The organism is Mucilaginibacter sp. MD40 (genome assembly GCF_002288635.1).
In the GTDB taxonomy this organism is placed as follows: domain Bacteria; phylum Bacteroidota; class Bacteroidia; order Sphingobacteriales; family Sphingobacteriaceae; genus Mucilaginibacter.
Map to the genome: position 1 here is coordinate 1,642,513 of NZ_NRSW01000001.1, position 15,364 is coordinate 1,657,876.

16 protein-coding genes are annotated in these 15,364 nt (G+C 44.1%); 9 read left to right on the forward strand and 7 right to left on the reverse strand.

Annotated features, from left to right (window positions below):
* Positions 1-98: 98 nt before the first annotated feature.
* The 3 genes from hemB to CKK33_RS07460 form a co-directional block, all read right to left on the reverse strand.
* Positions 99-1,070 (reverse strand): porphobilinogen synthase, encoded by a 972-nt coding sequence (hemB, locus tag CKK33_RS07450; RefSeq protein WP_095705781.1) that lies wholly within the window; start codon positions 1,068-1,070, stop codon positions 99-101.
* Positions 1,071-1,182: 112 nt separating this feature from the next.
* On the reverse strand, positions 1,183-2,757 hold the full coding sequence (gene hemC / locus CKK33_RS07455; protein ID WP_095703504.1) for a hydroxymethylbilane synthase: 1,575 nt from the start codon (positions 2,755-2,757) through the stop codon (positions 1,183-1,185).
* Between the two features lie 113 nt (positions 2,758-2,870).
* Positions 2,871-3,839: a hypothetical protein gene (locus CKK33_RS07460; protein ID WP_095703505.1), complete on the reverse strand. Its 969-nt coding sequence runs from the start codon at positions 3,837-3,839 to the stop codon at positions 2,871-2,873.
* Positions 3,840-4,081: 242 nt separating this feature from the next.
* On the opposite strand from CKK33_RS07460, the gene CKK33_RS07465 reads away from it, so the two are divergent.
* From CKK33_RS07465 to CKK33_RS07490, 6 genes are all read left to right on the forward strand, one after another.
* Positions 4,082-4,363: a helix-turn-helix domain-containing protein gene (locus CKK33_RS07465; RefSeq protein ID WP_095703506.1), complete on the forward strand. Its 282-nt coding sequence runs from the start codon at positions 4,082-4,084 to the stop codon at positions 4,361-4,363.
* Positions 4,364-4,479: 116 nt separating this feature from the next.
* On the forward strand, positions 4,480-5,508 hold the full coding sequence (locus CKK33_RS07470; protein WP_095703507.1) for a LacI family DNA-binding transcriptional regulator: 1,029 nt from the start codon (positions 4,480-4,482) through the stop codon (positions 5,506-5,508).
* A gap of 190 nt (positions 5,509-5,698) precedes the next feature.
* On the forward strand, positions 5,699-6,823 hold the full coding sequence (locus CKK33_RS07475) for a phosphotransferase enzyme family protein (protein WP_095703508.1): 1,125 nt from the start codon (positions 5,699-5,701) through the stop codon (positions 6,821-6,823).
* A 56-nt stretch (positions 6,824-6,879) separates the two neighbouring features.
* The gene (locus tag CKK33_RS07480) at positions 6,880-8,229 is read left to right on the forward strand and encodes a Gfo/Idh/MocA family protein (RefSeq protein WP_095703509.1); all 1,350 of its coding nucleotides are present in this window, start codon (positions 6,880-6,882) and stop codon (positions 8,227-8,229) included.
* A gap of 207 nt (positions 8,230-8,436) precedes the next feature.
* Positions 8,437-9,288: an AraC family transcriptional regulator gene (locus tag CKK33_RS07485; protein WP_158223409.1), complete on the forward strand. Its 852-nt coding sequence runs from the start codon at positions 8,437-8,439 to the stop codon at positions 9,286-9,288.
* 76 nt (positions 9,289-9,364) lie between these two features.
* Positions 9,365-10,081 (forward strand): SIP domain-containing protein, encoded by a 717-nt coding sequence (locus CKK33_RS07490; protein ID WP_143822924.1) that lies wholly within the window; start codon positions 9,365-9,367, stop codon positions 10,079-10,081.
* Between the two features lie 16 nt (positions 10,082-10,097).
* On the opposite strand, the gene CKK33_RS07495 is transcribed toward CKK33_RS07490, so the two are convergent.
* Positions 10,098-10,568, reverse strand: coding sequence for a hypothetical protein (locus CKK33_RS07495; protein WP_095703512.1), 471 nt, complete (start codon positions 10,566-10,568; stop codon positions 10,098-10,100).
* A 71-nt stretch (positions 10,569-10,639) separates the two neighbouring features.
* On the opposite strand from CKK33_RS07495, the gene CKK33_RS07500 reads away from it, so the two are divergent.
* Positions 10,640-11,404 carry a DUF72 domain-containing protein gene (locus CKK33_RS07500; RefSeq protein WP_095703513.1) on the forward strand — a complete coding sequence of 255 codons (765 nt, stop codon included), beginning with the start codon at positions 10,640-10,642 and terminating at the stop codon, positions 11,402-11,404.
* Between the two features lie 78 nt (positions 11,405-11,482).
* Here the strand turns inward: CKK33_RS07500 and CKK33_RS07505 are convergent, their stop codons facing one another.
* Together CKK33_RS07505 and CKK33_RS07510 are read right to left on the reverse strand one after the other, a co-directional pair.
* Positions 11,483-12,223, reverse strand: a complete 741-nt coding sequence (locus tag CKK33_RS07505; RefSeq protein ID WP_095703514.1) for an SDR family oxidoreductase — start codon at positions 12,221-12,223, stop codon at positions 11,483-11,485.
* Positions 12,224-12,288: 65 nt separating this feature from the next.
* The gene (locus CKK33_RS07510; RefSeq protein WP_095703515.1) at positions 12,289-12,876 is read right to left on the reverse strand and encodes a TetR/AcrR family transcriptional regulator; all 588 of its coding nucleotides are present in this window, start codon (positions 12,874-12,876) and stop codon (positions 12,289-12,291) included.
* Between the two features lie 138 nt (positions 12,877-13,014).
* On the opposite strand from CKK33_RS07510, the gene CKK33_RS07515 reads away from it, so the two are divergent.
* Positions 13,015-13,701 (forward strand): hypothetical protein, encoded by a 687-nt coding sequence (locus tag CKK33_RS07515; protein WP_095703516.1) that lies wholly within the window; start codon positions 13,015-13,017, stop codon positions 13,699-13,701.
* A gap of 54 nt (positions 13,702-13,755) precedes the next feature.
* Here CKK33_RS07515 and CKK33_RS07520 read toward each other — a convergent pair whose 3' ends face one another.
* Positions 13,756-14,823, reverse strand: a complete 1,068-nt coding sequence (locus tag CKK33_RS07520) for a serine hydrolase (RefSeq protein WP_095705782.1) — start codon at positions 14,821-14,823, stop codon at positions 13,756-13,758.
* Positions 14,824-14,908: 85 nt separating this feature from the next.
* On the opposite strand from CKK33_RS07520, the gene CKK33_RS07525 reads away from it, so the two are divergent.
* Positions 14,909-15,358, forward strand: coding sequence for a hypothetical protein (locus CKK33_RS07525; protein WP_095703517.1), 450 nt, complete (start codon positions 14,909-14,911; stop codon positions 15,356-15,358).
* Positions 15,359-15,364: the final 6 nt, after the last annotated feature.

Genomic DNA, 15,364 nt, shown 5'->3' on the forward strand with positions numbered 1-15,364 from the left:
ATCTCCCCCAGGAGGGGGAGACCTTTTTGGAATANTTGGAATAACATTCTAATAATTTTATTAAGCCCTCCCTTTTGGGGAGGGTTTGGGTGGGGCTTCTACAGCCACTTATTCTCCAACACCTCTTTAGCGTGGTAGGTTAATATCGCGCTTGCGCCGGCACGGCGAAGGCTCACCAGTACTTCGGTTATAGCACGCTGATCATTCAGCCAGCCTTTTTGTATGGCAGCTTTTATCATGGCGTACTCACCGCTTACATTGTAAGCTGCAATAGGCAGCTGGGTATTATCTTTTAACAATTTGATCACATCCAGGTAAGGTAAACCGGGTTTTACCATCAGGAAATCGGCGCCTTCTGCTTCGTCCAGGCGGGCTTCTATTAATGCCTCCTGCTGATTAGCAGGGTTCATCTGGTAAGTTTTCTTATCACCAAACTTAGGTGCCGAGTTCAATGCATCCCTAAACGGGCCATAAAAAGCGCTGGCATATTTAGCCGAGTACGACATGATAGATACGTTGGTAAAGCCGTTATCATCCAATACCTGGCGGATGTAGCCTACGCGGCCATCCATCATGTCTGATGGGGCTATGATATCTGCACCGCTCCGTGCATGTGCCAATGCCATTTTTCCCAGTACTTCTAAAGTAGCATCATTCAGTATCTCACCATTTTCCACAATACCGTCATGACCATCGCTGCTGTAAGGGTCCATCGCTACGTCGGTAATTACACAGGCTTCGGGAAACTCTTTTTTAACCGCGTGGATAGCCCGCAGGTACAAACTTTCGTCGCGGTGACTTTCGGTAGCGTACTTATCCTTTAACGCTTCCTCAATGTTAGGGAACAGGTCAAAAGAGTTTAAGCCCAATTTAAGGCAACTCTCTACCTCGCGCAGCAGGTTATCGATAGAGTAACGGTAAATACCCGGCATCGACGATACCTCGGTTTTCTGGTTTTCACCATCAACAATAAACAGCGGAAATATCAAATTGGCCGCGCTTACATGAGTTTCCTGTACCATCTGGCGGATAACTTCACTCTTGCGGTTTCTTCTTGGTCGTTGTAGCATAAGCTTATAGTTCATGGTTGATGGTTCATAGTAAAATCAACAACCTCGTATTAACATGCTCATAATTGGTTTCAGTAAATCACTATGATCTATGAACCATCAACTATGAACTTTATATCCCAAACACTGCCTCGGCTAAACCTACCTCGTCTGGCGAGAAGGGGAGTACGTATTTAACGCCCATCTCATCAAACTTTTTACCGGTTGATTTGCCTATAGCTATTACTTTTTGGCCGGGCTCAAGCAGGTTATTCGCAAAATATGCGTCAACATTGCTTGGGCTGGTAAATATCATTACGTCGGCGCCGCTGGCCTCTACGTCTTCTTCTAAAACAGTTTCGTAAACGGGCAGGTCGATGATCTTGGTATCTGCAGACAAACCCTGATGAATACTTCTCATCGGGTTATCGGCACCCGGGAAAAGTACCGTTGTGCCATTTGCCAGCGCGGCAAAATCGGCGGCAACATCAGCAGTATCGGTACTTTCGCCAACAAAATCAGCAAAGTGGCCATTCTTACGTAACATATCCTCACTACCTGCACCCATTACGCCGAATTTTACCTTCTTAGGAAATTGCGGCTGCAGTTTAAAGAAATATTCAACGGCGTTCTTACTAGTGAAGAATACCCAATCAATGTTCTTTAAAATGTAAGAATCAAAACGGGTGATCACCGGTACCGTACGTATCAACGAGCGGTCTTCTATTTCGATTTTATGTTTCTCCAGTGCCCGGCGGAAGTAGCTGGTTGCCGATATATCTCTTGATATAAACACCTTTGAAGGGAACTTTCTGTCTTTAGCAAACTTGGCCAAAATGCGTTCGGTAACACCCTCAAGTGTTGGCGTTTCTATAAATAAACGATCAGGAAATTCATCCTCATCATCAGATTTTGAGGTGAATACCTGAAATTGTCCGTTCTCTTTACGGCAATAAACGCCCAGTGGTAAGTGGCAACCACCACCAAATTGTTTTAATACGCCCCGCTCTAAAGAAAGCTGTTCGGCCACCTCGGGGTGGTGCAATTCCTGCAGTGCATCAAATAATATTTGATTATTATCGCGAATCTGGATAGCCAGCACACCTTGCGCAGGTGCGGGAATAAACTCCGTGGGAGTGAGTTCCTCTACGTGAAATTCGCTCAGATCGATACCTAAACGGCTAACACCGGCTTTGGCCAGCATAATGGCATCGTATTTCTCGTCGCGTAGTTTACCTATGCGGGTAGGTACGTTGCCGCGTAGGTCTTCTATTTCCAGATCGGGGCGCAGAGCTAATAATTGAGCCTTGCGGCGGTTGGATGAAGTACCCACGATGCCACCGTATTTAACGGAAAGCTTTTGGCGCACATCAACGCAATCCTTCAATATCAGCAACAGTTCAGCCGGGTCTTCCCGTTCTGAAACTGCTGCGATGATGAGTCCCGGCGGATTTTCTGTAGGCAGGTCTTTATGCGAATGTACCGCGATGTCTATAGTGCCTGCCAGTAGTTCTTCTTCTAATTCTTTGGTAAAAAAGCCTTTGCCTTCCAGTTTATCCAGGCTAAGGTTAAGGATACGGTCGCCCTGTGTTTTAATGATCTTAAGTTCTGCAGGGATATGCAATGCTGCAAGTTGGTCCTTAACAAAGTTTGCCTGCCATAGTGCAAGTTCGCTTCCGCGTGTGCCGATAATTACTGTTCTGTCCAAAAGGTTAAATTTTTTACACTGCAAATTTAAGTTTTTACAGGTAGTAACGTGCTATTAATTGAGGATATGAGAGTATCCTGACTATCTGATGAGTAAAGCACGTTGGCTTCAGGTTATCCTCTTGTTGCCTGCCATATAAACCAGGCGTTTAAAATGGCATAGGTGCATATGAGTATCTGTCCGCAAATAAAATCGAACCGCTGGGCGCGTTCCGCTTCGTTGCGTTTTACCAGTTTTAACGAATAGGCCGTGCAGATAATTACCGTAAGGATAAATACCAGGGTGATACCGTGCAGCATATCTACCAGCGTAAATGAGCTGGACTCCGGCAGCGCGGAGTCAACAATGTATTTATTACCAATTACTGCGAACAAGGCACCAACGCTTAATCCGAAGCGCGAGTCGATACTATCGGCATGGATGTAAAAACACATGTAGGCAATAAGAAAAGCCACATACATTCCCAAGAACATCTTCCAGAACAGCCCCATCGCGTCGCGATCAATAGTAAGCAGTACCTTAAAGTTGCTGTACTCGGTATGGGGTTGGGGTATTTTATCGTCGCCAAAGGCGGTTTCATATTTTTTTATACCGGTGCTGATGTCGATACTATCTATGTTCCAGCCTCGCAGGGTAAAGCGCGGATCAAAGTGCTTGCCTAAAGTATCTGCCTTAAATACCAGCGCTTTGGAATCAAACTGCGAATTTTCGATAGAGAACCGTAGTTTTTGCTTGTCAAACGGGAAATTGTTGGTAGCCCAGGAGTCTTTCATTACTGCCTGTAGCTTCATCAGCATATATATGCGGTTATTGCTCGAATCGATAGTAGAGAAGGATGTAGTAACTGATTTGGCTTGTGGTACTTCCAGGTTGTGCAAAAAATCAAACTTTTTGTTCTTGTACTTAAGCCACAACCACATGTTAATGTTATATTCTTTATCCTTAAAGTTGATGTCGTGTATACTGGTAATGTATATACCGCATTGTACGGTATCGATCGGGGCATTCTGAGCATTAGCTTTTAAGGCAGATAGAAAGCCGGCGATAAAAATCAGGATCAGGGTTTTAACTGCTTTTAACATCAAAAGCTATTAACGTTCAATTATAGATGTTGTTTGCAGGGTTATTTAATTTAACGAATTGTTTTTTAGGCAATTAAAAAAACAATTTAACTAATGTTTGGTTGGGTAATAATATAGCAGATACGTTACCCTGTTAAGGGGCTAAAGAGAATATTATACAACAAAGTTGTTTTTTGATCCGCGCATCATAAATCCGCGTGTGTTTTATACTCGTTAGTTATTTAAATACGAACAACAAACACATGAAAACCAATTTTAGAAGCAAGGTAAACGAAATTGTCACCAACATCAGGCGGACCCGCGAAAGGCTTAACTATACACAAGACTACCTGGCGATGCGCATGAACGTTTCACAAAACGCCTACTCAAAAATTGAGCTCGGCTATTCTAAACTCACTCTGGCAAGGCTTATGGAAATATGTGCCATACTGGAAGTGCCTGTATCAGAAATGATAGAGCCGGGCAAACAGCAGCAGGTATACCGGTTAATTTACAACCCGTCCCTACGTTTGCAAACCGTTTAGTTTAATTTAAGTTAATGATTACAGCAATGGCCCGTTTAGCGGGCCATTGCTGTAATATAGTATAGTTTGTATAAAGTATTAAATTAGCGGCACAAGAGCAAATATCCCCTTAATGCATGCCCCATAATAAATTACCTACCGTAAAAGAGATAGCTAAGCGGCTAAATGTTTCCACATCAACTGTTTCGAGGGCGCTGCACAACCACCCAAGTATTGGCCTGGTTACTACCATGCGGGTACATAAAGTAGCCCAGGAACTGGGCTACGAAATAAACAAGACGGCTATTTTTTTTAAAGAACGTAAAACCTATACTATTGGGGTGATAATTCCCGACCTGGCCGAACCTTTTTTTTCGTCGGCTTTAACCGGCATTGAAGATGCTGCGGAAACGTCTCGTTACAATGTGATCATAGGGCAATCGCTAAATAGCTTTGAGCGCGAAAAAAGGATAGTGGCCAACATGAAGGACCACAGGGTTGATGGTATACTGGTATCCATTACCAAAGAAACATCAACCTACGAACATTTTGAGCAGTTGCATAAGTTTAATATCCCTGTAGTTTTTTTTGACCGTGTGCCCAATCGGCAGGATATCAATTACGTAGCCTGTAACCTGGTATCGGGTATGTTGCAGGCAGTAGCTAAACTGGTAGCAAAAGGGTACAGGCGTATAGGCCTTATCAATGGTCCGGCAAAACTTGCCGCCACACTTCAGCGCCTGCAGATCTATCTTAACTGCCTCAGGCAAAATGGGCTGGAGATTGATCAGGATATCATTGTTTCTACCACGTTGAGCAAAGCCGATAACTTAACGGCCATGAATAGGTTACTCGTGCTTGAACAGCCGCCAGAAGCTGTAATTACTTTTAATGATCATGTTTTGCTGGATTGTATGGCGGCCGTAACCAACGCAGGCCTTGAGGTAAATAAGGATATCAGTTTTGTAAGTTTCGCTAATCTGCCTGTTTGGGAGTATATGGATAAGAAGCCGTTGGCTTCTATTGAACAGTTCGCTTACAAGCAGGCTTCAACAGCTGCCGGCTTCCTGTTTAAGCTGATAGATCACTCGGCACAACCTGATGCTCCCGAGATGCCACCATTGCAATGTATAATTGATTCAGAAATGGTTGAATATTCTCAATAGTTATATTTAAAAAAGTAAAATTTACACATACGGTTGCGTAACCTCTTGCAAACGTATGCACAAACTATTCGTATACCCGTTTTTGCCGGCATATTTTCCCAAGCCGGTAATTAATGCCATTTTTACTATGCAATAGCAGGATTCGCGCCTGCCGGTAAACTATACTTTTAAATATATTGCGTAAAATAGCATGCCGCATAAGCCCGGGAATATAGCAGAGGTAGTATCAAACTTTAAATGTAATGCTGATAGCAGCTGGTTTAAAGCGTATGGCTCCGGCCATATTAATGATACCTTCTTTTTGAAAAATTTGTCGGTCGGCGGTCCTCATTATTTATTGCAACGCATTAACCACCATATCTTTCCAAGAGTAGATCAACTGATGCATAACATGCACCGGGTAATAACGCATTTAAAGCAAAAGGTTGAGGCTGCCGGGGGCGATCCGTTTAAAGAAGCCTTAACACTCATTCCCACGCATACCAACCAGTATTATTATCAGGATAGTATGGGCAGCTATTGGCGTATGCTGTATTTTTTGGATGGTGCCCGCAGTTACGATATTGTTACTACTAATAGGCAGGCTTTTGAAGGGGGCAAGGCTTTCGGGAAATTCCAGGCTATGCTGGCGGATCTCCAGGCAAGTGAATTGTATGAGGTAATACCTGAGTTTCATAATATCAGGCATCGTTTGTCGCAGCTTAACCATGCTATCGCTAAAGGTACACCGGAAAGGCTAAAGCAGGTATCGCCAGAGCTGGAAGTGGTTAGGCAATACGCTATGGAAATGCAATACTTTCAGCAGCCTGGGCAGGTGGCCGCGTTACCTCAAAGGGTGATACATAACGATACCAAGTTTAACAATGTATTACTCAACAGCCGCGACGAGGCGCAATGTGTGATTGACCTGGAAACCGTGATGCCCGGGTATGTAGCTTATGATTTTGGCGACGCGATACGCACCATTATTAATAAAGCGGCCGAAGATGAGGCCGATTTAGAAAATATACAGCTGAATATGCCTTTGTTTGAAGCCTACACCAAAGGTTACCTCAAAGAAGCCGCGGGCTTTTTAACCGAAGCGGAGGTTCTGTCGCTTATTAAAGGAGTTTTATTACTTCCCTTTTTACAGTCGGTAAGGTTTCTTACCGACCACATTAACGGTGATATTTATTACAAAATACATTTTGAGGGGCATAACCTGCAAAGGGCAAGGGCACAGTTCAGGTTGTTTCAGCTGCTACATGGCAATGCCGATGTGTTGCACCAGATCATTTTAAACGAATATATAAAATGCAAGGGCCTGCTACGCTAATAGCCGTTGGTCATTGCCAAAGAGCACAAATCCATAACCGATAAAAATATGTTTTTATGAATAGAAGAGATTTTGTTAAGCAAAGCGCCATAGGCGTTGCAGGGTTAACCGTAATACCGTCAGGAACTTTATTTGCCAGAAATGCAGATAAGGTAAGGTTGGGATACATTGGCGTGGGCCTGCGCGGTCGCAGCCATATTAGCGAAGGTTTGTTGCGAGATGATGTAGAAATAGTAGCCATTTGCGATATACAGGAAAGCTCACTTAAATATTGTCGCCAGCAATTTGTAAAAGTGAATAAAAAACTGCCTGCCGAATACACCGGCGGTTTAGACGCCTATAAAAGACTGCTAGAGCGTAAAGATATTGACGCGGTGATTATTGCAACCCCATGGCAGTTTCATAAAAGCCAGGCTATTGATGCTATGCGTGCGGGCAAATATGTAGGCTGCGAGGTAATTGCCGGTATTTCTCTGGAGGACCACTGGGATATCTTAAAAGCGCACGAAGAAACCAAAATGCCTTACATGACACTGGAGAACGTTTGCTACCGCCGCGATGTAATGGCCGTTTTAAATATGGTTCGCCAAAACCTGTTTGGCGAGTTGGTGCATTGTGAAGGTGGTTACCAGCACGATCTGCGCGGTATTTTATTTAATGATGGCAAAAGCTTCTACGGCAAGGGCGGCGAATACGGCCCTAACACCATGGGCGAATCGCAATGGCGCACGCAATGGAACATTAACCGTGATGGCGATATTTACCCAACGCACGGCGCAGGCCCGGTAATGCACTATCTGGATATTAACCATGGTAACCGTTTTACTAACCTTGTTTCGTTTTCAAGCAAGTCGGTTGGTTTAAACCAATATATTGAGAAAGTATCGCCCGGAAATAAGAACGCTAAGATCAAGTTCAGGAACGGCGATGTTACCACCACCATGATCAATTGTGCCAATGGCGAAACGGTGATGTTGAGCCATGATGTGCATTTGCCGCGCCCATATTCGCTGGGCTTCCGTGTACAGGGTACCGGCGGTATCTGGATGGATGTGGCCAACTCTATTTATATTGAAGGAAAATCAGCGCAAGAGGATGTTTGGGATAAGGCTGATGCATGGCTGGAAAAATACGATCACCCGCTTTGGAAAAAGAACGAACACCTGGCAGAGGGTGCGGGTCATGGCGGTATGGACTGGTTTGTATTTAACGCGTTTGTAATGGCTGTTAAGGAACGGAGGCAAACCCCGATAGATGTTTACGACTCATTAACGATGAGCGTGATCACCCCGCTTTCAGAAAAATCCTTAAAAGAAGGTAATACGCCGCAACAATTCCCTGATTTTACCCGAGGTAAATGGAAGCAGAGTAAAAATACTTTCGCTTTGGATGATAGCGGGTTTTAAGTAAAGTTGCAGGCATAAGTTATGCCGGTTTAAACATGTTATTACGAGTATTCGATGGATATCGAAAAGCGTGACAATCCCACACCCAGCTTAAGTTTTGCTAACTATGAGATTGCTTCGTTCCTCGCAATGACATGTTTTCTTAGTCTCTTATGCTAATTTCCTTGCGGATATAAGGTGATGCAAATTGTTACATTTGCTTTATCCTTGAAAGATATTCCAGTACATCAACTTAAAGAAAGAGCCAGTACCGGCCTGGAGATGTGGCAGTATCAAACCGGTGATATGGAAGACGATGATATGCCATTGGCTGCCCATCGGGATGATCACTACATATTTTTTTTGATCACGGATGGGAAGGCGTCGTTGATGATCGATTTTACGGAAGTGAAATTTAACCCCAAAACGCTTTATTATATTTTGCCCGGCCAGGTGCACCAAAGCTTAGATTACAACGAAGCAGCTGGCTGGTTCATCGCAGTAGATACCATGCTTGTCCCGCCCGATTACCGAAAGGTTTTTGAGGGCAGCATGGACTTGCAGCAGCCGCATCGGTTGAATGATGACCAAATGAAGCAATGCACCAGTTTGCTAACGGTGCTGTTGCAGCGTTTCCAGGAAAAAGATAGTTTACCGTTTAATCTGTCGGTGACACACTCTTTGTTGCAGGCATTTGTAGGTATGGTTGCGGGCTGTTACAATTGCGCGGCAAATCCAAGTGTGCGGTTAACCCGGCCAATGGAAATTGTACAACAGTTTAAACGTTTATTAGTTGATAACATTTGTACTGTTAAGAGCCCATCTGCATATGCAGAAATGTTGCGGGTATCTGAAAGTTACCTTAACGAATCGTTAAAAAAGATTACTGGCATGTCTGTAAGTTACTGGATTTCGAACGAATTGGTGTTAGAAGCCAAACGTTTATTATACTACAGCGAATTAAACGTAAAAGAAATAGCCCATAAATTGGGCTATGATGATCATACCTACTTCTCCCGGATCTTCAAAAAATCGGAAGGTATCACGCCTTTATCATTTAGAGCATCATACCGTAAATAGTCCAATCATTCCCGTGGGTTTGCCATTGATGCCGGCTGCTTTTGACCGTTTCTTTGTCTTAAGCAAAACGCACATTATGGAAACATCTACTTTTAACAAACTAAAACAAAAAGCAGGCAACTTGCTTGAGCCGCGCTTACTGCAAACCGGCCGTGTGCTGGACGTAAGACCCTGGGCACCATCAACCATGATAGAAATTGATCTGCATCTGCCATTTACTAATATGGAACATTGGGAGCAGGTGCCTTATATAAAATTCAGGGTTGATCCGCTAACTTATCGTGACTACACACCATCGGGATGGGATGCTGAGACAAGCACCTGTACCATTTTTGTTGATGCGCTGCACAATGGCCCCGGCGCAAAATGGGCCCGGAGCTTAAAAGTTAATGATACGGTTAGTTATTTTAAAAAGATATGTTACACCCAGCATCAGCCAGACCAAACCTCCGCGATAATTGCTTTAGGCGACGAAAGCAGCGTTGGTCACTTGCTGGCACTGCAAAAAATGGTATTACCACATACACGTTTTTCGGGCGGGATTGTTATGGGTAATGAAGACCACCGCAAACAGTTCCACGAATTTTTGTGGACACCCATAGAACCTGTAGAACGCCGCGATGTTTACGGCCACCACAGCCTGATGCAATGGGTGCTAAAACAAAAGTATAGCCTGGAGAATACCATATTTTACTTAACGGGTAACAGTACCATGGTGGGGCAGTTACGCAAATTGCTTAAGCAGCAAGGCTATCCTTCATCACAGATCAAGGCCCAGGGTTTCTGGTCTTAAGAAATCTACGTTAAGCTTATTTCAGCTTAACGTAGGTCTCTATGATCTCGTGGTTAATGTTTAGGCTGTCAATCTTTTCTATTCCTTTTTGTATCAGGGTGTCACCCTTAAATTTTACGGTAAAGTCAAAATCTTTTCCTTCCCAATCGCGGGCGTTCAGGTAGGCTAAATGCTCGGTGTACTTATCGCCTTTAAAATCATAAGTGCCGCCGCCCGCGGTATAAGTAGCTTCCTTACCCTTGCCTTTGCTCAGATCATGGCGCATAAAGGCAAAATGGGTATCATTTAAAATTTTGATCATTTCCTGGTTAGGAACGGGGTATTCTTTAACAGTATCGCCTTTTGTAACCGTAATGGCCGATACCAGTTTCCAGGTGCCCACCATAGGCGAAGCGGATCTTGCTTCTGAATCGGTACTTTCAGCAGGCTTTTGTGTGCATGATGCCAATGCGATGGCCGCAAGAGGCAACAGGTTTTTAACTTTCATGAGATGGAGGTTTGTTGATTTAATACGAATATAAGTGCAATAATAATAAATGCAAGCATGTTAACCTTACTATGCAGGATAATACGTATAACTTACCGGCAAATTTTTATTCTGGAACCAGCGGATTGGTATTACCGGTACCCAACAAGCAGGCTTACCCACCCGAATACCAGAACAGTTCGCGCTTAAATTATTACGGCTCGCTTTTCAACAGCATCGAGATCAACAGCTCATTTTATAGACTGCCCATGGCATCAACTGTTAAGAAATGGGCGAATGAAGTGCCGGATACTTTCAGGTTTACTTATAAACAGCTGCGCGATGTTACGCATAACAAGGAGTTGTTATTTGAGCCTGATGATGTATATCGGTTTTTACAAGTGGTAGATGCCGCGGGTGATAAAAAGGGAAGCCTGTTGATACAGTTTCCGGGGAAAACGGATATTGGCTCTATAAGGCAGTTAGAGAAATTACTGGTCAATACCGGTGATACGGATTGGGACGTTGCGGTCGAGTTCAGAAACAAGAACTGGTATCACGAAGATGTTTACCGCCTGCTTGATGAATACCGGGCCGCAATGGTGATACAGGACATGCCTAAAGCCATTACACCGATGATAGATTCGCCCGCTGATTTTGTTTACCTGCGCTTTCACGGGCCAAATGGCGGTTATCGGGGTAGTTACAGTGAGGTATTTCTGCAGGAGTACGCCCAATTAATAGTTGAGTGGTTAGGTGATGGCAAGCGGGTTTACTGCTACTTTAATAATACCGCGGGCGAGGCGGTACATAATTTAATAACGCTGAATAGCATGGTTGCAGAAGCTGTTGGATAATAAAACAATTGCCCGGTGTAAATGACGGACTTTCGTTATCACTTACACCGGGCAAAGCAATCAACATATTCTATATCATTACCATGGCAATTGTTCGCCTAAGTGATAGAAGCCACCGGTAGGGCCGTCTTCGCCGATAAGCGCCAGTTCCACACTGGTTTTTGCACCATCAACAATTTCCATAGGCGCAACATCATTGCCGCCAAGTTCGGTTTTTACCCAACCCGGGTGCGCGGAGTTTACTTTGATATTGGTATCGGCCAGTTCAATAGCCAGGTGATTAGTAAACATATTTAAAGCTGCTTTTGATGCGTCATATGATAGCACTTTAATGGCCTCTATCGGGCTATTGGGTTGTGAGTGCATAGTTAATGATCCTAAAATGCTTGATAGATTCACGATACGGCCTGCATCACTCTTTTTAAGCAATGGCAGCAGCGCATTGGCTAAATAAACCTGGGCGAAAAAGTTAGTCTGGAAAACGTATTCAAATTCTTCTTCGGTTGTTTCGACGGTGATCTTTTCAAACAACGAACGTTTTGGTGCCACACCTGCATTGTTGATTAAGATATCCAGCTTGCCGAATTTATCTTCTACATAAGCGGCTAAGGCTTTTCTATCATCTGCACTGGTCACTTCAAGTTTAGCGCCGTAAGCGTCTATTCCTTGTTGCTTTAATTTCTCGGCTGATTCATTGGCTACATCCAGGTTGCGGGCAGTAAGGATAACGGTTACGCCTTTCTCACCAAGTTGTTTTGCGGTTTCAAAGCCTATACCTCTGTTTGCACCGGTAATAAGTGCTACTTTTTGATTTTTCATTATTGTATGAAGTTATTTGTTTTATCTTTTATAGACCGTTCGGTCTTTTTTATTTCAAAAAAAAATTAAATACAATTAGCTATAATCTCGTCTTTCAGCATTTTACTGATCTGTTTCATTACATCATTATTGTCGGCTACTCTGGCCATCAGTACTCCTCCTTCGAGCATGGCGAACATCTTGATAGCAAACTCGTCTATCTGCCAGTCGGCCTTGAATTCGTTGTTGGCTTGTCCGCAAGCTAAAATGCCTTTTAATAGAGCCTGCGATTCTTTAATGCTTCTGTTAACCCTTTGCTTTATCGCGGGGTTAGTATCATCGGCCTCCGAGCCAAAATTAAGCATAGGGCAACCACCTTCTATAACAGGCTTATCCACTTTGGCAAAGTGATCTATAAAATAGAACAGCTTTTCTTTAGCAGTTTTTTTCCTGTTTAGTCCGGAGCAAACGCTTTCACTAATAGTATTTAAACAGTAATCTACTACCGCGAATGAAAGCTCTTCCTTGCTTTCAAAGTGCCCATACAAGCCGCCCTTGGCCATTTTGGTAGCTTGCATCACATCACTCATGGCGGTACCTGCAACACCTTTGGTGTTAAATACCGGCGCCGATTGCTCTATAATGAATTGCCTTGTACGTTCTGCTTTTGTCACGGGTCAAATATAGACCGTTCGGTCTATTTTGGCAAGCATTCTTTTTACAAATGTTAATGTAATGACAATTGTTACAAACACCGGTTTAAACTATTATAGCTTTAGCACCGTCATACCACCAAAAAAACAGAAAAACAGATGAAAAAGATATTTTTAATGTTAGCGTTTGTTGCCGGCATAGGTGTTGCCGCAAATGCACAAACCAAAGTAACCAAGACCCCGGAACAACGTGCGCAGCATAGGGCGGCCGCTTTAAGCAAAAAGCTTAACCTCAATGCAGATCAATCTGCCAAGGTGAATGCCATATTCGCTCAACAGGCTTCACAAATGGATAGCCTTAAAACAAATAAATCCGGCGACCGGAAAGCAAACTTTGCAGCCCGTAAGGCTATATTTACCAACACCGATGCCCGTTTGAACGCGGTGTTAACCCCGGAGCAGGAAACCACTTATGCCAACCTGAAAACTGAAATGAAAAATAAATTTCATAGCAGGCACCATGGCGCTAAAACCCCCGATGAAAAAGCGCAGCGTTTAACCGGCGTGTTAACTAAAAAGTTATCGCTAAGTGCCGACCAGTCTGCAAAAGTGAATAGCATATTGCTGCAAAGCGCTACGCAAATGGATAGCTTAAAAGCCAACAAACCAGCCGACCGTGCAGCCGTAAAGCAATCACGTAAGGCTATGCTGCAGAACGCCGATGCGCAGTTGAAAACAGTTTTTACCGCGGAGCAACAAAAAGCCTACGCCGACCTGAAAGCTAAAATGATAGAACGTATAAAGGCACACAGAGGCGCGAAAGTAACCGCGCCAAGTGCAGGATAAATAGTGTGATTGATGAGTAAGTGAGTGGCGGGCAGCGTAATGTTGCCCGCTTTTTTATTTTAAGGCCTCGGCAAGGAGCTTGTTTAACTCTTTATAACGTTCGCCACGCCCATCGTTGTTAAAATAATACGCAACCAGCATGGCGGCATATTGCCCGTTATTATTTACTACCGGGTAGCTGCCAAACAGGCCCGGGCTGCTGACGTTGCCGCCATCCATTACCCACTCGCCAAATCCATAACCAATACCCCCGGCTTCTTTCGGCGTATAAGCGATTTTAACATCAGCTGTTAAGCGGTTAACCTGCATTTGTTTGATGCTCTGTTCAGATAATATACGTTTGCCGTCGGCCGCAATACCCTTGTTAAGTATCATCACCAGAAATTTGAGGTAATCATTAGCAGTACTTACCGCGCCGCCTGCCGGTAAGGCTACCGGTTTGTGGCCAAAATCGGTATTGGTCATGTGTAGTGGCGTGGCAATTCGTTCGTTAAACAGCGTTTCAAAGTTTTTGCCGCTTATTTTTTCCAGTATGGCTCCGGCAATTTGTAGGCCTACGTTGCTATAATGGAAAACTTTTCCGGGGGCACCTTCCATTGGCATAGCGGCTATATCGGCAATGGCGTCGTCCATGCTGTTGTTGTCTTTAAGTTCAGCCAGGCTTTCTTTTAATGCCGGGGCCTTAATAGCCGTAGTATGCGACATGCACTGCCACACGGTAATACCGCCTTTGCCCGCTTTGCTTAACGCCAGCAGGTATTTCCCAACGGTATCTGTTAGTTGGATTTTCCCCTCATCAACAAACGTCATCACCAGGGCGGCGCTTAGCCATTTGCTGCAACTGGCAACAGGCTGGCGGCTATCCGCGTTCAGGTCGGCCATGTCGGCTTCCTTGCCTGTGCGGCGGGCAACAAAGCGGTTGATCATCTTTTGCCTGCGCGATAGGTTATTTTGCGCCGCGGAGTATACTACTTTACCTTTGCTGTAAACAACCAGTACGGCCCTGCCGCCCATATCCGGCGTGTTTGTCTTAAACCATTCATCTACCTTACTGAAATTATTTTGGGCTGATAAGGTGCCGGTAACAAAAATTAACGCTGATATCAGTAATCCTTTTTTCATGATGGATAAAGTTTCCCGAAATATAATAAACTCATCGGTATTTGAAATATTCATGACAGGGGCATTTTGTATCTTTGCCACCATTATGCCTGTATATAAAGTATTACGTTTGGTTGCAGCTGTTTTAGTGGTAAGCGCTGTGATCTCCTGCAACAGTGAGGATAAAAAAAAGCCGGGAACGGATAGTGCCGCTTTGGACAAATCAAACACGGTGGTTACCATGCATGCCGATACCGGCCACCTGGTGGGTGCCTGGCATGATGAGGCTATTAAATCAGACAAAGGGGAGGAGATCGCTTATGAAGTGATCAGCAAAGGGCACAAGGTATACATACAGGCCATTACCTTTAAGGGTAAAGAATTAACCCTGAATGATGCGCCGCCTATAACCGCATCGGCATCAGAGATACGTAAAGACGGTGACAAATACGTTGGCGTAAATTCGCCTACCGAAGTTTACAAAATAGACAAAAGCGGCAACCTGCTCATATATGATGGGGAAACACTGGTTGCTATCTGCAAAAGGATATTGTAATACCCA